The following is a 20,669-nucleotide window of genomic DNA, read 5'->3' on the forward strand; positions in this document are numbered from 1 at the left end:
ACTTGTCCTTTTTTAATGATGATGCAGGTTGCTGCTATTTCAGCAGAAATCCTATCACGAATAAAACAACCATTCCAATTACCATGGCAAAGATGTAGAAGCCTACCTGTCCGCTCTGCAGCAGTCTTACCTGCTGGCTGCTCCATTGTACACCACGGCCTACGCCATTTACCAACCTGTCAATACCTGATTTCTCGATCGCTTCTTCAAAGAAACGGCTCAGCATCATCAGGGGTTTCACTATGATAGCATCGTATAACTCATCCACGTACCATTTGTTTTCCAGTACTTTGGCAATACCGGTACGAGGTGCTCCATTGTCTTCATAATTGCGGTACCAGCTGCGTGCAAAGAAGATCGTGATGATCACCAGCACAGAGCTTAATCCCATCAGCAGCCATTCGGTGTTGTGCGACAGGTGCTCATGTTCATGAACGAATGGTACTGAGCCAGCAAATACAGGCGCTAAGTATTCTTTCAGCAGGCTGTGGGTACCGAATACTTCCGGCAGACCAACATAACCACCTATTACGGAAAGGATAGCCAGTACGATCAGCGGAATGGTGATAGCCACCGGGCTTTCGTGCAGGTGATGTTCCTGCTCGTGCGTGCCACGGAACCTGCCACAGAAAGTGATGTAGTATAAACGGAACATGTAGAAGGCCGTCATCAGCGCTGTGATCAGGGCTACTGCATACATGATCTTATTAAAGGCGAAAGTTTCAGCAAGGATCTCATCTTTGGAGAAGAAACCTGACAGACCCGGGATACCGGCAATAGCCAGACAGCCGATCAGGAAGGTGATGTGCGTAACCGGCATGTATTTTTTCAGTCCGCCCATCTTATTGATATTCTGCTCACCGCCCATTGCGTGGATCACGGAACCGGAACCAAGGAACAGGAGGGCTTTGAAGAATGCGTGTGTCATTACGTGAAACACTGCTGTGGTATAAGCGCCTACGCCCAGTGCGAGGAACATATATCCAAGCTGGCTCACGGTAGAGTAAGCCAATACTTTTTTGATATCGTCCTGTTTCAGGGCAATGGACGCTGCCAGTACCGCTGTAGCCAGGCCTATTACCGCAACAACCGTCTGAATGCATGGCGCCAGGGTATATAATACATTGCTACGTGCGATCATGTAGATACCTGCTGTTACCATCGTAGCAGCGTGGATCAGGGCAGATACGGGAGTAGGACCTGCCATCGCATCGGGTAACCAGGTATATAAAGGCAGCTGGGCAGATTTACCGGCTGCACCTACAAACAGCAGGATGGCAATAACTGGTATTACCTTGTCGCCATGACCAATTGCTGCTGCTTTTTCGAATACTTCAGGGAAAGTAACACTGCCAAATTTCACGATCATCGCAAAGATGCCCAGCAGGAAGCCGAGGTCACCGATACGGTTCATAATGAAAGCCTTCTTGGCAGCATTGTTATACGCAGTGTTCTTGAACCAGAAGCCGATGAGCAGGTAAGAGCAGAGCCCTACGCCTTCCCATCCGATGAACATCATCACATAGTTGGCGCCCAGTACAAGTATCAGCATGGAGAAAACGAACAGGTTCAGGTAAGCGAAATAACGCGCAAACCCTTCGCTGGTTTCATCATGCATATAAGAAGTGGAGTAAATATGGATCAGTGAACCAACACCGGTAATGATCAGCAAAAATAAAGCGCTCAGCTGGTCCACCTGGAATGCGAATGGAATATGCAGGCTGCCTGCAGAAATAAAGTCAAACAACGGAACTACCTGTGCCTGAAATCCCGGGGCTTTCACGTCCAGGAAGATCAGTAAGCTAATTACAAAGGCCGCTAATACAGCTCCGCTTCCTACTATACCCGCCAGTGATTTGGAGAGGTATCTTCTTCCCAATCCATTCACCAGGAAACCTAATAATGGTAAAAATGGTACCAGCCAAACTAGATGTATCATCTATTCAAATACTAATTACGATTTACAATTACGATTCAAGCTGTTAGTTCTTCAGCCTGTTCATGATATTAATATCCACCGACTGTGAATTCCTGTATACCATCACGATAATGGCCAGTCCTACGGCAACTTCCGCAGCGGCTACCACCATGATAAAGAATACAAAGATCTGCGCCCCACCGGCGTCTACACGGCCAGCGTCTGCCCACATTTTAGAGAAGGCTACCAGCAGCAGGTTTACGGCATTCAGCATCAGCTCCACGCACATGAAAATAATAATGGCATTTCTGCGCATCAGCACGCCCATCACCCCAATGCAAAAGAGTGCTATGCTTAAGAAAATGTAATATTGAACAGGCATCTTAAAAGAATTACAAATTGATCAATGACGATTTACAGATGTTGTGGTTATGCTTCCCTTTTCCCGATTACAACTGCACCTACCATAGCGCTCAGGAACAGGATACTGCTGACTTCAAAAGGAACTACGTATTGATTGAATAAAGTTTTACCAAGGTTGGCGATCAGACCTATATCTGTCGCTCCGGGTTGAATTGGAGTTACATCAGCCTCACGGAGTGCGCCCAGCAATACCAGCAGCAGGGCGCCGCCACTGATAGCGCCGGCATATTTCAACCAGCTGCGCTTCTGTGGTTCTATTTCTGCATTCAGGTTCATTAACATGATCACGAACAGGAACAATACCATGATCGCTCCCGCATACACTATGATATGCACCACAGCCAGGAACTGCGCGTTGAGCATTATATAGTGCCCTGCGATGGTGAAAAACGTTACTATCAGGCAAAGGACACTGGTAACGGGGTTCTTGCTCAATATCACGCCCAGGGCGGATATTATAGAGATGATCGAAAGTACCCCGAAAACGATTTGTTGTAAACTCATTCCCATTGCTATAATGACTATTATGTTTTTAGCTAAGACTGTCTTTAATTATGCTTTTTTCTTTTCACCAGGTGCTGGTATCAGCAGGTCCTGTTTTCCATAGATGAAACCTTCGCGTTTGTAGTTAGCAGGTGCAAATGTTTCTGTCAGATAGATAGCATCTTTCGGACAAGCCTCTTCACAAAAACCACAGAAAATGCAACGCAGCATGTTGATCTCATAACGGGCAGCGTATTTCTCTTCACGGTACAGGTGCTCTTCACCTGGTTTCCTTTCTGCTGCTTCCATAGTGATCGCTTCTGCCGGACAGGCTACTGCACACAAACCACAGGCGGTACAGTTCTCACGGCCTTCAGCGTCACGGTTCAATATATGCAGACCACGGAATACAGGGCTGAACGGACGCTTCTGCTCCGGGTAACGCACTGTTTCCTTCCTCTTCCAGATATGCTTAAAGGTGATGATCATCCCTTTAATAATATTCCACAAATAGATCTTCTCGATGAAGGTCATCGGTTTACGGTCTACCTGTCTTGCCCTACTTGTTAAAGCTTGCATATTATGCTATTAAAATAAGTCGTTAATTAATGTGAACTGCGATACAGTACGATCGCTCCTGTTATCAACATATTTGCCAGTGCCAGCGGGATCATAATGTTCCAGCCAAGACGCATCAGCTGATCGTAACGGAACCTCGGGATGGTCCAGCGTACCCACATAAAGAAGAACAGGAAGCAGATGATCTTGATGAAGAGTGCTGCTGTTCCGAGGATTGTCACCAGGTTAGGCGCCAGTCCCAGGCTGTCCATATATGGGAAGGAATAACCTCCGAAGTAAAGGCTGGACATCAGCGCAGAGCTGATGAACATATTGATGTACTCTGCAAACAGGTAGAAGCCCAGTTTCATGGAAGAGTACTCCAGGTGATAACCACCATTCAGCTCACTTTCAGCTTCTGACAGGTCGAACGGTGTACGGTTACACTCTGCAAAGGAACATACCAGGAATATCAGGAAGCCCAGTGGCTGGTATAATACATTCCAGCCGCCATGACGCTGCTGTTCTACAATTTCCTTGATGCTTAAACTACCGGTCATCATCAGCAATGCGATCAGCGACAGGCCCATTGCCAGCTCGTAAGAGATGATCTGGGAAGCTGCGCGCACGGATGCCAGCAGGGAGTATTTGTTGTTGGAAGCCCATCCACCCAGCATGATACCATACACGCCTAAGCTCACTACTCCGAAAATGTATAAGATACCGATGTTAATATCTGCGATCTGCAGGGATACCGTATGACCGGCTATGGTCAGTGTGTCGCCCCAGGGAATCACCGCGCTTGTCATACAGGCTACGATCATTGCCAGGGAAGGCCCCAGAATGAACAGGAAACGGTTGGAATTGCCAGGTATAATTTCCTCTTTGAAGAAGAGTTTACCACCATCGGCCAGCGGCTGCAATAAACCCATAAAACCGGCCCTGTTAGGACCAATCCTGTCCTGAATTATACTTGCTACTTTTCTTTCACCCCATGTGGAATACATCGCGACTACCAGTGATATCACCAGTACGCCGGATATCAGTACGATCTTTTCGAGGATAAAGAACCAGTCTATGTTCATCAAATACGAATTATATCAATTACGAATAAAGAGTGAATTACTTCTTGTTAAAGTCATCTGAGTGTGCCGGGCCATCTATCTTAGACAGATCAATATCCGGTCTGTTCACCTCGCTGACCTTATGAATGTCCAGCAACAGCTTAGGCTGACGGCCATCCAGTACCTCTACCAGCGTATCTTTCGGTTTGTGCACGCCAACATAGTGACCCTGGGAAATAACGCTGTGACGGTCTATTTTACGAGGTCCTTCTATGATCCAGTCTTTCACATCTTTTTTATCGAAGCGGCAGGTATCGCAGATCCACTCTTCCACTTCACCGTATTTATCCTTACGGGCAGTTACGCGGAAAATCTCATCACCACGCATCCACAATACGGTCTTACCGCAGCATTTAGGATCTTCACACTGACGGTGGGCATCTACCGGTTTCAGGAACCATACGCGGTTCTTGAAGCGGAAGGTTTTATCTGTCAGCGCACCTACGGGGCAAACGTCTATCACGTTACCGATAAAGTTGCTGTCCAATGCCTGGTGGATGTAAGTACCGATTTCTGCTGCTTCTCCACGTCCCAGTACGCCGTGCTCACGTTTTTCAGTCAGCTGATCGGCGGTGAACACACAACGGTAGCAGAGGATGCAACGGGTCATGTGTAACTGTATCTTATCGCCGATATCGATCCTTTCGAAGGTACGGCGTTTGAATTCGTAGCGTGTAGTATCTGCTCCGTGCTCATAGCTGAGGTCCTGCAGATGGCATTCCCCTGCCTGGTCGCACACGGGGCAGTCCAGCGGGTGGTTCAGCAACAGGAATTCCACTACTCCCTTACGTGCGTCCTGCACTTCAGGAGAGGTGATATTGGCCACTTCCATACCGTCCATTACGTTGGTACGGCAGCTGGCCACCAGTTTAGGCATAGGACGGGGATCAGCTTCTGATCCTTTGGTTACTTTTACCAGGCAGGTACGGCATTTACCACCGCTACCCTGCAGTTTGGAATAGTAACACATTGCAGGCGGCACGATATCTCCACCAATTTTACGGGCAGCATTCAGGATAGAAGTACCCGGCTCCACTTCCACGGAGATATTATCGATCTTAACCTTAAAGAGTTTCTTTTCTTCAGCCATTTTGCATCGCTTAAATTGATTCTTATACAGCAGCAGGAGCAGCTATTTCCAGTGGATCTGCGTAATGTGCCAGTCCGTAGTTACGTTTGGTAGCCTCGTCAGGATGCAGCACATGCCATTCAAACTCATCACGGAAGTGACGGATAGCAGCTGCTACCGGCCAGGCAGCAGCATCGCCCAGCGGGCAGATGGTGTTACCTTCTATTTTACGCTGGATATCCCACAGCAGATCTATATCACTCATTTTGCCCTTGCCGTTCTCTATATTATGCAGTACACGCTTCATCCAGCCGGTACCTTCACGGCATGGGCTGCACTGTCCGCAGCTCTCATGGTGATAGAAACGGGCAAATGTCAGGGTGTTCTTGACAATACACTGGTCTTCGTCCAGCACAATGAAACCACCGGAACCGAGCATAGTACCTGTAGCGAAACCACCATCGGCGAGGCTTTCGTAGGTCATCATGCGCTGCTCGCCTTTTGCTGTTTTCAGCAGCAGGTTAGCCGGCAGGATAGGTACGGAAGAACCACCGGGGATGCATGCCTTCAGGCGTTTGCCGTTAGGGATGCCACCACAGTATTCATCGGAGTAGATGAACTCCTCCACGGAGATATTCATCTCGATCTCGTACACCCCTGGTTTGTTTATATTACCACAGGCAGAGATCAGTTTAGTACCGGTAGATTTACCGATACCGTATTTTGCGTATTCTTCACCACCGATGCGCAGGATAGGCACAACAGTAGCCAGTGTTTCTACGTTATTCACCACAGTCGGGCAGTCCCACAGACCTTTTACAGCCGGGAATGGCGGTTTGATACGCGGGTTACCACGTTTACCTTCCAGGGATTCTATCAGGGCAGTTTCCTCACCACAGATATAAGCGCCGGCGCCACGCTGTACATATATTTCGAGATCAAAGCCGGAGCCCTGGATATTCTTACCCAGCCAGCCGTTCTTCTTTGCTTCTGCGATAGCCTGTTCCAGGATGTCAGGGATCCAGGCGTACTCACCACGGATATAGATATAGCAGCTGTTGCAACCCAGTGTATAGCTGGAGATGAGCAGGCCTTCTATGAGCAGGTGAGGGATAAATTCCATCAGGTAACGGTCTTTGAATGTACCTGGTTCGGATTCGTCCGCATTGCACACCAGGTAGCGGGGCACGCCTTCCGGTTTTGCAATGAAGCTCCATTTCATACCGGTAGGGAAACCGGCGCCACCACGACCTCTCAGACCGCTCTTTTTTACCTCATCCAGCACCTGGTCAGGTGTCATGCTTTTCAGCGCTTTTTCCGCAGATCCATAACCTCCGTTGGCCCGGTATACATCATAGTACCGGATGCCTTCTATGTGCGCTTTGTCAAAAAGTAGTTTGCGTCCCATCTTACTTTTTATGATTGTAGACCGTATTCCGGCCATTCAAAGTTTTAGTTTGCTTTAACCCTGCATTCCTCAATGATAGCATCTACCTTTTCAGGGGTCAGGTGCTCACGATAGTGTTTGCCCAGCTGCATCATAGGAGCGTATCCGCAGGCGCCGAGGCATTCTACTGTCTTGAGGGTGAACAGGCCATCTTTGGTGGTTTCGCCCACGCCGATGTCCAGTTTCTTTTTGATATAGTCAATGATGTTGTCTGAGCCACGCAGCATGCAGGGGCCTGTCTGGCATACTTCAAATACGTATTTACCAACAGGCTTCAGGTTAAACATCGAGTAAAAGGTAGCCACCTCATACACTTCGATCGGTTTGATCTGCAGCAGGGAAGCCACGTAATCCATGGTTTCCGCGCTCAGCCATCCGCCAAACTCTTCCTGTGCCAGATGCAGCACGGGAATCAGGGCGCTCTTCTGTTTCCCTGCCGGGTAACGGGCGATGATCTCTTTTACCTTATTCAGTTTCTCTTCAGAAAACATAACTATGAAAGAAAAAATTAATAATTAAGCATCCAGTTCACCTGCTATCAGATTCAGGCTACTCATACAGATTACGGCATCGCTGAGCATTGCGCCTTTGATCAGTTCTGCATAAGCCTGGTAATATATGAAACATGGGCGGCGGAAGTGCAGCCTGTAAGGGCTACGGCCACCATCGCTGATGAGATAGAATCCCAGTTCGCCGTTGGCTCCTTCTACAGGATTGTACAGTTCGCCCGGCAGGATATCCGATTCACCCATGATGATCTTGAAGTGGTATATCAGCGCTTCCATTTTGGTGTATACCGCGCTCTTTTCAGGCAGATAATAAGCAGGTACGTCTGCATGGTATACATCTGAAGGCAGGTCTTTCAGCTTGTCCATGGCCTGGCGGATGATGCTCAGGCTTTCCCACATTTCGGCATTACGCACCAGGAAGCGGTCGTAACAGTCGCCCGTGGTACCTACCGGTATATTAAACTCGAAATCTTCATAAGAGCAATATGGCTGTGCCACGCGCACGTCGTAGTCCACACCGGCAGCGCGCAGGTTAGGGCCGGTAAAGCCGTAGTTGATGGCTCTTTCCGCACTGATAGGGCCAACGCCCTGTGTTCTTTCCATGAAGATACGGTTACGGTTCATCAGGGTTTCGAACTCCTTCAGCGCCACCGGGTATTCTTTCAGGAAACGTTCTATTTTTTCAAACGCCGCAGGTGTAAAGTTTCTTTCAAAACCACCCACACGGCCAATATTGGTTGTCAGACGGGAACCGCATATTTCCTCATAGATCTCATAAGCCAGCTCACGGTATTTCATGAGGTAGAGGAAGCCGGAGAAGGCGCCGCTGTCCACGCCTACCACACCGTTACAGATCAGGTGGTCGGTAATACGGGCCAGTTCCATGATGATCACACGGAGGTAGTCAACGCGCTTGGGGGTTTTAATACCCAGCAGTTTCTCTACGGTCATGTGCCATCCCATATTATTGATAGGAGACGAACAATAGTTCAGACGGTCAGTTAAAGGAGTGATCTGGTAGTAAGGGCGTCTTTCTGCGATCTTCTCAAATGCACGGTGGATATACCCTACAGTAGATTCCGAACTCACGATACGCTCGCCGTCAATTTCCAGGATATTCTGAAATACCCCGTGTGTGGCGGGGTGGGTAGGTCCCAGGTTAAGGGTTTGTGTTTGCCTCTCTATGGAGCCTTCCGGCAGTGTGATATGTTGCTGCTCTGACATGTTCAAACGAATAATTTATTAAATGCCAATATGCCCGCCGCGGCCGAACATTTCATCATCTTTATCGGTACGGGTCTGATCTTCCAGCGGAAATTCCTTACGCATAGGGAAATAGGTCATTTCGTCCACGTTCAGGATACGTTTCAGGTTCGGGTGCCCCACGAAGTTCACACCGAAGAAGTCGTATGTTTCCCTTTCCATCCAGTTGGCTGATTCAAACAGCCGGGTAGCTGTGAATACACGAGTATCCTCAATGCTGGTGTAAACTTTAAAACGCAGTCTCACTCTTTCCCTGAAATTGTACAGGTGGTATACTACCGCCAGCTCCTCTCCTGTTCTGTTGGGATAGTGTACGGCAGTGAGGTCCGTTAAAAAACGAAATTGCAGTTCCTCATCATCGTACAGGAACTGCATTACTTTCAGGTTCAGGTCTTTCGGTGCGGTAAATGATAGCATCCCAAAGGATTCTTCCACCTGGCTGATTGATTCCCCAAACTTTTCTGCTAACCTTTGCTTTATATAGTCGTTTGTCAAAGACATTACGATTTCAATTTTCTATTTCAGATTGACTTTTCGGATATGATCTTCTTTCGTGTGGTAGATTACTCGATACCGTAAGAGTTCAATAATTCCTTGTATTTGTCGGTGTGACGGCGGCGCAGGCTTTCCTGTCCCACCAGTTCCTGTACGCGCATAAAACCATCTATAATGGCCTCAGGACGCGGAGGGCAACCGGGAACATATACATCTACCGGGATCACCTGGTCTATACCCTGCAATACGGAGTAAGTATCAAACACACCGCCGCTGCATGCGCAGGCGCCTACAGCTACTACCCAGCGGGGTTCAGCCATTTGCAGGTATACCTGGCGTAATACAGGGCCCATTTTCTTGGAAATTGTACCCATTACCATTAATAAGTCACACTGGCGGGGAGTGAAGGCCATTCTTTCAGAACCGAAACGGGCCATATCGTAGGTAGAGGCCATGGTTGCCATAAATTCAATACCACAACAGGAGGTAGCGAAAGGTAAAGGCCAGATGGAGTTTTTACGTGCCAGACCAATTACCTGGTCGAATTTTGTAGCAAAAAACCCTTCCCCTGCATACCCATCGGGTACTTCCACACTCTTCACTTTTTCATTATACTGGACCGGACGTGCCATACCATGTCAGATTTAAAAATTTTCACAATCAGATTTGACCTAAACGCACACGGGATTGCCAGCCACCGGCAACCCTTCTGCTAATATGCTTATATAAAAATCAGTCTTCCCATTTCAGCGCTCCCTTCTTCAGGATATAGAAGAAGCCGCCCATAAAGAACGCAACGAACAGTAACATGGCCATAAAGCCATCCCAGCCCAGTTCTCTGAAATTCACCGCATAAGGATAAAAGAAGATCACTTCTACGTCAAAAAGCACGAACAGAATGGCGGTTAGGAAGTACTTAATGGCTACTGGCTGGCGTGCGTTGCCTTTTTGTTCAATACCACTTTCAAAGGTAGCAAGTTTGTCGCTGGTTTTACGTTTTGGCCCCAAAAAATGCGTTGCAAGCATTGTAATTCCAACAAAGCCCAATGCAGCTACCAACTGCAGAACAATGGGAAAATAGCTGAAAGGAGTGGTTGCGGACAATAATTCTGTGTCTGTAAACATAAGCTTCCCTGTATAAATCGTTCTCCGAATGAGCAAAAATAGGCTAACTAATGCAAAATTCAAATCTTATGAAGGATTAAAATATTATCTTTTTTCACCAACCGGCAATTAAAAAGCCTCCTGTCAGGCGACAGGAGGCTTTCCTATAAATTTTAAACCAATTACTTTTTGTTACCCTGAGCTGGTTTAACAGCTGCAGCTTTGGATTTATTTTCCTGGTTTTCCTGGATCGCTTTCACGGTAGCGTTGTTAGGATCGATAGCCAGTACTTTGTCCATCCAGATCTTCATATTTGCCTGATCATCCTTATTGTAGTAGTAGATCATCATATACTGATAAGGGAACATCAGCTGGGCTGGTTTGTTCATCTTCTCATCTCCTTTGATCTCAAAGAATTTCTGGAAGTAAGGAACAGCAACACCTGATTTTGCTTCAGGATCTTTCGCCATGTTGGCACGACCTCTCCAGTAAATACCTAAAGCTTCGTTGTTAGGATATTTAGCTGCGAAGGCGCCCCAGGTTGAATCTGCCGCATCGTATTCACGTGCGTAGATCTCCATGGTACCTTTAAAGAACATATCCTGCACTTTACCGCTGTTCTGCTCATCAGTAAAATCATTTACCAGTTTGCCATACCACTCTGCTGAACGTTTGAAGTCATGCATTGCTTTAAAGTTCTCAGCAACGGCCCTGTATTTTTCAACATCTTTTGCCGTATCAGCCAGTGCGTATTTCTCCAGGTACATACCAGCCAGAGAATCGTTGATCGCTTCCTGTGCAGAATCAGTTACATGCTGCTGGTAGATAGCGCTCAGCAGTTTGTAGTCGTTAGCCTGGAGCTTAGCATCTCCAACGGATTTAACGTACTCTTCGATCACCTGTTTACCGGTAGTGGTATCACCTTTCTGCAGATAAGCATCTGTCAGCAGGCGTACGAATTTACCTTTATTACCTTCAGTTGTCTGGGGTAATACGGCTTTCGTTTTGCTGATAGCAGCGTCATAGTCTTTACGGTAGAAAGCGATAGCAGCCAGGTTGTATTCGTTTTCCAGTTTACCAGCGCCCTCACCTACTGCCGCCATATATTTCTCCAGGTACTTAGCTGCATTTTCGAGTGACAGCTGAGCTTTGGTTGGAGTGATATAGAACTGGTACAGTTCGTAGTAAGCTGGTGCGTAGTTTGCGTCCAGATTGGTGGCTTTTGTCCAATCATTTACGGCATCCTGCAACAGTTTAGCGTTGTAGTTCACCAGACCCTGTTTCATTACAGCTTCAGCGTTGTTAGGCTCGAGTTCCAGCGCCTTGTCGTAAGCAGTGATGGCTTTACCACCATTCTCACCACCCAGGAGGCGGTAAGCGTCGCCTAATTCTATATAATCTGCAGCTTTTGCAGTATATACTTCTTTCTTTTTACGGCCTTCATTGTTCAGCAGTTTTTCCATTACTGACAATGCATAACCGCGGTCGCCACCTTTTATTTCAGTGTTTGCATCTGCAATAGCGCGGGCTACATCACCGTTACGTCCTTCGGTAGCAGTGCTGGCGGCTTCAAATTTTTGTTTTGCTGCAGCAGCGTCACCTTTCAGCAGGTCGATACGGCCGAGGCCAGCCTGTAACAAAGGCGAGGTAGGCACAGCCTGCAGTCCTTTCTGAAAAGTTGCAGCAGCACCGGCGTCATCATGCAGGCCCAGCTGCGCAATACCCAGGTAGTAATACCCCCTGTCATCGGTTGGCTTGGCCGCTATTACTTTTTGCAGATTTTCTTTGGCTGTTTCATACTTGCCATAATACAGGTCTTTCAATCCATCTTCTACAGATTGGGCCATTACGCCGTTCGCGACGCACAGCAATGCAACAATTAAACTTTTCCGTCTGTTCATGAGCAATCCGGTTTTTAATTTTAGTTGTGTTAGTTTTTTACTTAATGTTCGCTTCCCTGAATACTACATTCAATCTCGCAGGGAACAGTCTGAATTTCGCAATGATCATCTGTCCTTCATAACTCCCCAGGAAAGTGGCGAACCCTGATCCCAATCCTGAATATGGTTCTTTCAAGCAGTAGAACAAACCACGTTTAAGCTGGTAGGAACCAAGAGCGATGTATGCCTGATATGGTTTTACAAATTCCGAACCATAATCTGCTCTCACCTTGACCACTTGCACTTTATTTGTAAACTCTATAGAAGTTGAGTCGTTGGGATCCGAGATCCAGCTCACTCCTATTACACCAATCGCATCTTTCATTTTAGCCACATAATCAACCACTTCGGGATTGGTTTTCGCAGCCATTACGTTCTGCGGCAACGGTTTTCCCTTATTGATCGAATCGCGGACATATCTTACCGTACTTGAATTCTGATTATCAAAAACTATTTGATGTTTTTTCGTGGAATCAGACCCGTCCATAATTTTCCGCACCTGGTCCATTGTAAGGATACTGTCGGGATTACTACGGTTAGTAATCAGCGCTACGCCATCCCAGGCAAGGAGCAGGCTTTGCGGCGATACCTTTGCCTCTTTAAAATATGTCTTTTCTGCTTCACTGAAATCTCTTGTTACGAAGATCAGCCTTGAACTATCGGCCAACAGATCTTTAAAACACTCAGCTTCGGGCTTGTATTCAGCAATGATATGCGCATCCTTATATAAGGATTCAAAAACCTTAATTTCGGCTTCCATCAGCGGGCGATAGGTTTCATCCACACTTATTCTGATGGTCCCTGCAGTTGGCGTATCCTGCTGTCCTGCGGACTTGTTGGCCTGTCCACAGGAGGCCACTAGCGCTGCTACGGCTAACAAGATAACAGCGATCTGGTTTCGCTTCAATATTCCGGTCGTCATATGTTCGTCTCTTGTTTAATCCTTTTGATGAAATAGGTATCTCGTTCCTCTATATACACGGAAAAGACCATACGCAATTAGTATGACCCCGAAAATAGTCACTACAGTCTGAGATACCTGGAACTCGCCCAGGTTATATTTCTGCGCAAAGATTGCATATAGGCCCAAGAGCAGAAAAAATATACCCCTTATTAATTCCCCGAGCGAACGATAATTTACCTTAGTCCGCGTGTTTCCAGATTTTTCTTGTTGCATTAGCATCGTTAGCGAATTACAAGTATACAAAAAAATATTTCCAAATAAATACCTGTTCTTTTAGAGGATTGTTAAAAAAAAGTGATTCCGGCCCCATCCCCTTCACCGTAAACCAGCCACTACGGCAGGTTTTAATAATCGTCGGGCATACACACATTTTTTCATATTCAATCTACATCTAATTAAACAAGAACTTGTTAAAACCATGTTAAATACTGGTACTTTCAGCACTATGTCGTACGTAATCACCGGAATACATACTCATTAAAAAGAAAGTATAGTATTAACCAATCTTACCATATAGATGCGAAGAAACCAGGATTCCATAATGCCTGTTTATCCCGTTTTACGGCCAATACCGGCTAATACGCACCAGTTCAGGATTTTAGGATGCGCATAAAATAATGTTAAAATCTTGTAGGTTTGCGGAAATTATGAAAATACTGATGGTATGCCTGGGGAACATCTGCCGTTCGCCCCTGGCAGAAGGAATACTAAGGCATCTTGCACTTCAGCAGGGACTGGACTGGGAAATAGATTCTGCCGGTACGGGTAACTGGCATGTGGGCGATCCTCCCGACCGCCGGTCGGTGAAGGTTGCACAGCGCCACGGAATAGATATCTCCGGCCTGCGGGGCAGACAGTTTCAGGCAGCAGATTTTGACCGGTTTGACCGCATTTTTGCCATGGACCTGGATAATTACAGGGATATACTCCTGAAAGCAAGAACTGACGCAGATAAGGCTAAATTGCAACTGTTGCTGGACGATCAGCAACCCGTGCCCGATCCATGGTATGACGACGCCTTATTTGAACCGGTGTATAACATGATCTACGAGGCCTGTGAGAAGATCGTGGCAGGAAAAAAATAAATTACTTTAAAGCATAACTGAACAATAATGATAAAACCCAGTATACCAAAAGGTACCCGGGATTTCGGACCGGTGGTGGTAAGAAAACGGCAATACATTTTCCAGACCATCCGTGAAACATTTGAGCTGTTTGGATTCCAGCCACTGGAAACCCCTACAATGGAGAACCTGGATACGCTTACTGGTAAATACGGTGAAGAAGGTGATAAGCTGATATTCAAGATCCTTGACAATGGCGACATCCTCGGTCGTGCCCAACAGGCAAAGGATAGCCGGGAACTGGGCATCTTATTATGTGAGAAAGCCCTGCGTTACGACCTCACTATCCCTTTTGCGAGATATGTGGTAATGAACCAGCATGAACTGGCCCTTCCTTTCAAACGTTACCAGATGCAGCCGGTATGGCGTGCTGACAGACCTCAAAAGGGCCGGTACCGGGAGTTTTATCAATGTGATGCCGACGTTGTAGGCAGCAATTCTCTGTTAAATGAAATTGAATTGCTTCTCATATATGATACTGTTTTTACCCGGCTGAAATTAGATGGGTATGAAGTTCGTATCAACAATCGTAAAATATTGAGTGCGCTTGCTGAGATAATTGGTAAACCTGCCCTGCTCACGGATATTACTGTGGCTATTGACAAATTAGATAAGATAGGTATAGGGAAGGTAAAGGAGGAACTACAAGAGCGGGGACTGGCTGCCAGTGAAATTGCCATCATTGAAAACTTCCTGGGTATTGAAGGTAACAACGAGGAAAAACTGCAACAGTTGAGTACTCTCTTCAAAGATTCTCCTACCGGTCTGAAAGGCATTGAAGAATTATCTTATGTATTGCATACACAACCGGACGCCTTCAAAACCACCCCGATCCTGGATGTAACACTGGCCCGCGGCCTGAACTACTATACAGGTATGATCGTGGAAGTTAAAGCACCTCCTGCTGTCAAAATGGGTAGCATTGGCGGTGGCGGCCGCTATGATGACCTTACCGGCCTGTTTGGCCTGCCGGGTCTTTCCGGCGTAGGTATCTCTTTCGGTGTGGACCGTATTTACGATGTACTGGAAGAACTGCAATTATTCCCTGCTGCAGCCCAACAGGGTACTCAGGTGCTATTCTTCAACCTGGATGCGCAGTCAAGCAGCGTCGCTTTCAAACTGCTGATGCAATTGCGTAATAAGGGCATTTCTTCTGAATTATTCCATGAACCATCTAAAATGGATAAGCAGATGAAATATGCGAATAAAAGGAATATCCCCTATGTGATCATTATGGGCGAAAGTGAGGTACAGGAACAAGTAGTGAGCGTTAAGAATATGGTGACCGGCACACAGGAGAAAGTGAAGATGGCGGATTTAGCGGATTATAATTTCTGAGGAAATTGAGCATACAGGCAAAGGCCCGCTTAATGCGGGCCTTTGTTATTTAGGTCCTTCAGGGCACAGCTATATACTATGCTCTTTGTTATAAAAGAACCGATTTCAATTTCTGCAATAAAAACGGCTGCCCGCATAAGCGAACAGCCGTTTCCTGAATAATTTATATTTATTACTTTCCTTTCTTAAACGCTTCTAACCCGCACTTCAACCAGCTGGCATATTCGCTTGCACGGGGCGTATATCCAACAGGCTTTGTTAACAGCTTCTCATCAGGGCTTATCAGCACATAATAAGGCTGTGAATTGTTCACAAAATTCTCTGTCTGCATGGTAGCGTATTTATCGCCCACAGTTTTGATCTCCTTCTTGCGACCGGTATTGGTAGTAAAGAGGAACTGCTGATCTTCCGGTAACAATTTCCTGTCGTCCACATACAATGATACGAGGATATAATCTTCTTCTATCAATGTTCTTACTTTCTCATCCGGCCATACATTCTCTTCCATTTTACGGCAGTTCACACAAGCCCATCCTGTGAAGTCTATCAGGATCGGTTTGTGCTGTTCCTTTGCAAGTTTCAGCGCTGCTTCATAGTCATTTACCACATTCGCCTCAACCCCTTTAGCAGCGTTCTTATAAAGACTATAGCTTAATGGCGGAGGGAAACCGCTGATCAATCTGCGATTGGCATATTTGGTGTTTGTTACGCCAGGCAGCAGGTACAAAGTCATTGCCAGGAAGATCAACGCCAATACCCAACGGGTCGGACTGATCTTCTTCAGCGGTGAATCGTGCGGGAAACGGATCTTGCCCAGGAGGTAGAGCACTATCAGGAAACCACAGATGATCCATACTGCAAAGAAAACCTCGCGTTTTACCAGTCCCCAGTGCGTTACCAGGTCTGCATTGGAGAGGAACTTAATAGCCATTGCTACTTCAATAAAGCCTAATACTACTTTTACTGAAGTGAGCCAGCCGCCGGATTTAGGCAGTGATTTCAACAAGTTCGGGAACATGGCGAACAAAGCGAAAGGCAATGCCAGCGCAAATCCGAAACCAGCCATACCTACTGTCAGCTGCATAGCGCCGCCATCGGTGGACAAAGAACCTGCCAGCAGGGAACCCAGGATAGGACCGGTACAGGAGAATGATACCAATGCCAGCGTCAATGCCATAAAGAAAATACCAATGATGCCTCCAACGCTTGTTTTTGCATCTACTTTACTGGCAAGCCCACTTGGCAGGGTGATCTCAAAATAGCCAAAGAACGAAATGGCAAACACAATAAAGATCACGAAGAAGATCAGGTTTAGCCATACGTTGGTAGAGATATTGTTCAGGATCTCAGGATCCAGTGAATCCAGGAAATGGAAGGGTAAGCTTAATAACACATATATCAGGAATATGAAAAAGCCGTAAATACTGGCGTTCATGACACCTGTCTTTCTATCCTGCGACTTTTTAGTGAAAAATGATACGGTCAGCGGTATCATCGGGAACACACAGGGCGTCAGCAAAGCAATAAAGCCACCGATCACACCGAGGATAAACAATCCCCAAAGGCTTTTTTTGGCAGTACCCTCTTCCCCACCGCAGTTATTCACGGGATGGTCTTTGTCGATCGTAGCACGTTTCAGGGTTTGCCCCGCGGCGCTCGATTCCTGCAGGCCCGCAGCTACATTCACCAGGTTGCCGTTTGCATCTGCATTAAAACGGAATTTCACTTCTTCCGGTCCTACCACCTCGTCACCTTTCAGTGCCATATAGTTAACAGCACCTTCCAGCTTTGTAACAGGGCCGTTCAGCTTTACAGCTACCAGGAGAGACACCTGGTTTTCGAAGTATTTGATCTCTGTATTATCGAATAGCGGTTCGGGCGCTTTTTTCAGTTCTCCTTCTTCGCTGATGCCAGTAACAGTAGCGGCACTGTCAACCACCACGCGGGTGTTAGGTTCATCATCTTTCATGGTAGTGGAAAACAATTTCCAATCTTTCTCAACAGTACCTTTCAGATGTAATATATATTCATGTTCACCCTTTTTCTCCGCTGTGTACTCCCATTTTGCGACAGCTGCCGGAGCAGGATTTTCCTGTGCCCTGACAGCAAATACCGCGGTGATAAGGATAATGAACGTAAGCAAATGCTTCATATAAATAATAGGCTTTAAAGACTTGTTACCATTCCAAATAATAAACGAGTTCCGGGGGAACTCGTTTATATTGTTGTTTACCTGGCGGATGATCGCTCACCCGTAGTCATGACTTATTTTCCTCCTACGCTGATAGCGAATTCCACTTCTTTCGGCGGCAGGCACTGGTGATCATCACACACCATAAACTCTACGCTACCTTTTACTTTAGTAGCAGCCTTTCCTTTAACGGTTACCTTCTGCACGAAATTCACCTGGTTTTCGTAGTATTTCAGCTCGGAATCGAAGTTCTTATCAAATGCCTTATGCAGCTTGCCTACTTCACGGATCTTGCCTACTGGTACCACCAACGGATTTTTCGTCAGTTTGAAAGTAGTAGGTACCGGACCTTCACCTGCCTCCTGTGCGTACAGGTGCCATTTGCTCTCTATGGTAGCCGTCATGTGCAATTCATAGGTAGTAGCGTCGATCTTCTTGGCGGTAAAATCCCATTTCACCGGGTTTTCTATCTGCGCACTTGCCAGAACCGGCAACGCAAATAGCAAGACTGCTGTCAGTAATTTTTTCATACTAGATTTTTTAACTGGTTGGTTGGCTTGATTTTTAAATATTAGTGGTTATGCTACCACGGTATCAATTATTGTTAATAAGGCTCTGGAAAATAAGCTGGCCATCGGTATTGCCTAATACTGAACTGGTAGCCCTTTCAGGGTGCGGCATCATACCGAATACGTTACGCTCTTTATTACAGATACCGGCGATATTACGCAGCGCTCCATTAGGATTGGCATTATCTACCACATTACCGAATTCATCGCAGTAACGGAAAAGTACCTGGTTGTTGGCAAACAGGCCTTCCAGTGTTGCATCATCTGCATAATAGCGGCCTTCACCATGTGCTACCGGGATCTTCAATGCGCGTCCGGTCACATCTTTGGTCAGGGATGCGGATGTATTTTCACTTTTCAGGTATACATTCTTACATACAAACTGCTGATGGCTGTTCTGCAGCAGGGCGCCCGGTAACAGACCCGCTTCACACAGGATCTGGAAACCATTACATACCCCGATCACACGACCACCTTTATTGGCAAACTCTATCACGCTCTGCATCATGGGACTAAAACGGGCAATAGCACCGCAACGCAGGTAATCGCCGTAGGAAAAGCCGCCTGGCAGTACAATACAATCTTCTTTAGTGAACTTGCTCAGGTCAGAGTCTTTATGCCACAGCTCTATTACCTCCTGTCCAAGATCGTTACGCAGTGAATCGATCATGTCATGATCGCAATTAGAGCCTGGAAAGGTGACAACGCCAAATTTCATGTTTAATTTGTTGAATGTTACGGTCTAAAATATTATTCATGCTTTATCCGGCAGATAACAGCTGTTGGACCATTAATCGAAATTACCGGAAAAGGCACAAAATTACTACGCCGTCCGCACATTTCCATAGCCGTTCGTCCGGTTTTAACAATTAGCCCTGAAACAGGCTAATTTTTGCTGAAATACTGCATGATAATGACATATGCCAATGTCAGGATGTGGATAACGTTCGCTACCGTGTTGTTAACAATAGACCAATATGCGTTGGCTACAAACAGGGAAAGTGGTAAAATAGCGAGTACCCAGTATGCCGGGGAAAAATGTACATTGAAAAAAGGCACCATCATGGCTATAAACACGTATACGATCAATACATTCCAGATCTTACGGCCCTGTATCAGCATCTTTTTAAGGGTACGCTGCAGTAATAACCAGCCCAGTACAAAGAAGAACAGGCTGATGGCCATGGCTCCCCATACCTTGTAATGGCTGATAAAAGGTATTTCAAGCCCTATTCTTGGAATTTTGGCAAACAGGATCCACTGGTCGGTCAGGAAGAGGTAGGTGCCTAACAGGTATATCGGACAGATCAGGCCCAGCAGTGCTATGATCCATTCCGCGAGCCGGAAGGGACGCATGATCAGCAGGCTTAACCATAACAGCAGACAGAATATTGTAGCCGGGAAATAGAACAATCCACATACTCCCAGTGCAAAACCGATGTTAAATACCACATCCCTCGCGGAGGTACGGGTATATAACAGGGTGATACTGGAAAATACCCACAACATCACCAGGTTCACCAGCAGCGCAGGGGAAAATATGTTCCAGCCCTCGTAAAGGGAGGTAAAGAGCATATAGCTCATGGCGGGCAGGTAGGTAGGCTTGGCGAATAAACGCTGGTGGTTGACGATCTTTGTTACCAGCAGCGCCTGCAATAATAATAACAGTACCGCCAGCGAGGTGAACAGGAAAGGGCTCTTTCCAAATGCCATTTCCATCCATTTCACAAACAGACCATATAATAAACCTTCGTTGCCGTCTACCAGGAAGGAAGACGGATGGATCAGGTAATAGAATTTTACCAGGAGCGTATATATCAACAGCAACAGTACCGTTAGCGGGTTGCCTGAGCGGAAAAACTTTACCACAATATGATTTCTCTTTTCAACTTTTGAAAGCGTTCCAAAGGTATTTTAAAGCGGGAGAAAATCAAAATATTATGAAAACCATGAATAATTAATGTGTTTTTACAGTTGTGCCTGTCCAATTGGGGGTGTGAAATCCGTTTTTGTTCCCCCGGGGTTGAAACCCCGGCTACAAACACAGAGACCCCTGCCGGGGTCTAATGCAGCGGATGACCGGCATTGGTTGTGCCTGTCCGATTCGGGTTCCCGGCGGTTGCTCCCCGGCTACAAACACAAAGACCCCT

General features: G+C 46.5%; 20 protein-coding genes. 2 read left to right on the forward strand and 18 right to left on the reverse strand.

Annotation, left to right across the window (positions count from 1 at the left end; genetic code table 11):
• Nucleotides 1-34 precede the first annotated feature (34 nt).
• The 14 genes from nuoL to MYF79_RS30810 all read right to left on the reverse strand — a co-directional run bounded on the left by nuoL (nt 35) and on the right by MYF79_RS30810 (nt 13,255).
• Nucleotides 35-1,939 (reverse strand): NADH-quinone oxidoreductase subunit L, encoded by a 1,905-nt coding sequence (nuoL, locus tag MYF79_RS30745; protein ID WP_247811654.1) that lies wholly within the window; start codon nt 1,937-1,939, stop codon nt 35-37.
• Between the two features lie 43 nt (nt 1,940-1,982).
• Entirely contained in the window at nt 1,983-2,300 is a 318-nt protein-coding gene (gene nuoK / locus MYF79_RS30750) for an NADH-quinone oxidoreductase subunit NuoK (RefSeq protein ID WP_149693526.1), read from the reverse strand.
• 47 nt (nt 2,301-2,347) lie between these two features.
• Complete coding sequence (locus tag MYF79_RS30755; protein WP_199653316.1) at nt 2,348-2,845, reverse strand: NADH-quinone oxidoreductase subunit J; 498 nt, start codon at nt 2,843-2,845, stop codon at nt 2,348-2,350.
• A gap of 48 nt (nt 2,846-2,893) precedes the next feature.
• On the reverse strand, nt 2,894-3,403 hold the full coding sequence (gene nuoI, locus MYF79_RS30760) for an NADH-quinone oxidoreductase subunit NuoI (RefSeq protein ID WP_199653317.1): 510 nt from the start codon (nt 3,401-3,403) through the stop codon (nt 2,894-2,896).
• Between the two features lie 26 nt (nt 3,404-3,429).
• Entirely contained in the window at nt 3,430-4,467 is a 1,038-nt protein-coding gene (nuoH, locus tag MYF79_RS30765; protein ID WP_199653318.1) for an NADH-quinone oxidoreductase subunit NuoH, read from the reverse strand.
• A gap of 37 nt (nt 4,468-4,504) precedes the next feature.
• The gene (locus tag MYF79_RS30770; protein WP_247811655.1) at nt 4,505-5,596 is read right to left on the reverse strand and encodes a 2Fe-2S iron-sulfur cluster-binding protein; all 1,092 of its coding nucleotides are present in this window, start codon (nt 5,594-5,596) and stop codon (nt 4,505-4,507) included.
• A gap of 22 nt (nt 5,597-5,618) precedes the next feature.
• The gene (gene nuoF / locus MYF79_RS30775; RefSeq protein WP_247811656.1) at nt 5,619-6,983 is read right to left on the reverse strand and encodes an NADH-quinone oxidoreductase subunit NuoF; all 1,365 of its coding nucleotides are present in this window, start codon (nt 6,981-6,983) and stop codon (nt 5,619-5,621) included.
• Between the two features lie 44 nt (nt 6,984-7,027).
• Nucleotides 7,028-7,513, reverse strand: coding sequence for an NADH-quinone oxidoreductase subunit NuoE (nuoE, locus tag MYF79_RS30780; protein ID WP_236388526.1), 486 nt, complete (start codon nt 7,511-7,513; stop codon nt 7,028-7,030).
• A gap of 24 nt (nt 7,514-7,537) precedes the next feature.
• Nucleotides 7,538-8,755 (reverse strand): NADH-quinone oxidoreductase subunit D, encoded by a 1,218-nt coding sequence (locus MYF79_RS30785; protein ID WP_247811657.1) that lies wholly within the window; start codon nt 8,753-8,755, stop codon nt 7,538-7,540.
• Between the two features lie 18 nt (nt 8,756-8,773).
• Nucleotides 8,774-9,295: an NADH-quinone oxidoreductase subunit C gene (locus MYF79_RS30790; RefSeq protein ID WP_199653322.1), complete on the reverse strand. Its 522-nt coding sequence runs from the start codon at nt 9,293-9,295 to the stop codon at nt 8,774-8,776.
• A 62-nt stretch (nt 9,296-9,357) separates the two neighbouring features.
• Complete coding sequence (locus tag MYF79_RS30795; protein ID WP_199653323.1) at nt 9,358-9,921, reverse strand: NADH-quinone oxidoreductase subunit B; 564 nt, start codon at nt 9,919-9,921, stop codon at nt 9,358-9,360.
• Between the two features lie 100 nt (nt 9,922-10,021).
• The gene (locus MYF79_RS30800; RefSeq protein WP_149693534.1) at nt 10,022-10,414 is read right to left on the reverse strand and encodes an NADH-quinone oxidoreductase subunit A; all 393 of its coding nucleotides are present in this window, start codon (nt 10,412-10,414) and stop codon (nt 10,022-10,024) included.
• Nucleotides 10,415-10,575: 161 nt separating this feature from the next.
• Entirely contained in the window at nt 10,576-12,294 is a 1,719-nt protein-coding gene (locus MYF79_RS30805; RefSeq protein WP_247811658.1) for a tetratricopeptide repeat protein, read from the reverse strand.
• 37 nt (nt 12,295-12,331) lie between these two features.
• Nucleotides 12,332-13,255 (reverse strand): substrate-binding domain-containing protein, encoded by a 924-nt coding sequence (locus MYF79_RS30810; protein ID WP_247811659.1) that lies wholly within the window; start codon nt 13,253-13,255, stop codon nt 12,332-12,334.
• A gap of 689 nt (nt 13,256-13,944) precedes the next feature.
• On the opposite strand from MYF79_RS30810, the gene MYF79_RS30815 reads away from it, so the two are divergent.
• Together MYF79_RS30815 and hisS are read left to right on the forward strand one after the other, a co-directional pair.
• Complete coding sequence (locus MYF79_RS30815) at nt 13,945-14,382, forward strand: low molecular weight protein-tyrosine-phosphatase (protein WP_247811660.1); 438 nt, start codon at nt 13,945-13,947, stop codon at nt 14,380-14,382.
• A 27-nt stretch (nt 14,383-14,409) separates the two neighbouring features.
• Entirely contained in the window at nt 14,410-15,759 is a 1,350-nt protein-coding gene (hisS, locus tag MYF79_RS30820) for a histidine--tRNA ligase (RefSeq protein WP_247811661.1), read from the forward strand.
• 172 nt (nt 15,760-15,931) lie between these two features.
• On the opposite strand, the gene MYF79_RS30825 is transcribed toward hisS, so the two are convergent.
• The 4 genes from MYF79_RS30825 to MYF79_RS30840 form a co-directional block, all read right to left on the reverse strand.
• On the reverse strand, nt 15,932-17,911 hold the full coding sequence (locus MYF79_RS30825; RefSeq protein WP_247811662.1) for a protein-disulfide reductase DsbD family protein: 1,980 nt from the start codon (nt 17,909-17,911) through the stop codon (nt 15,932-15,934).
• Between the two features lie 113 nt (nt 17,912-18,024).
• Nucleotides 18,025-18,354: a protein-disulfide reductase DsbD domain-containing protein gene (locus MYF79_RS30830; protein WP_410688426.1), complete on the reverse strand. Its 330-nt coding sequence runs from the start codon at nt 18,352-18,354 to the stop codon at nt 18,025-18,027.
• 190 nt (nt 18,355-18,544) lie between these two features.
• The gene (gene purQ, locus MYF79_RS30835) at nt 18,545-19,237 is read right to left on the reverse strand and encodes a phosphoribosylformylglycinamidine synthase subunit PurQ (protein WP_149693542.1); all 693 of its coding nucleotides are present in this window, start codon (nt 19,235-19,237) and stop codon (nt 18,545-18,547) included.
• Nucleotides 19,238-19,404: 167 nt separating this feature from the next.
• On the reverse strand, nt 19,405-20,388 hold the full coding sequence (locus tag MYF79_RS30840; protein WP_247811663.1) for a hypothetical protein: 984 nt from the start codon (nt 20,386-20,388) through the stop codon (nt 19,405-19,407).
• Between the last annotated feature and the right edge of the window lie 281 nt (nt 20,389-20,669).

This window comes from Chitinophaga filiformis, from assembly GCF_023100805.1.
Classification (GTDB): Bacteria; Bacteroidota; Bacteroidia; order Chitinophagales; family Chitinophagaceae; genus Chitinophaga; species Chitinophaga filiformis_B.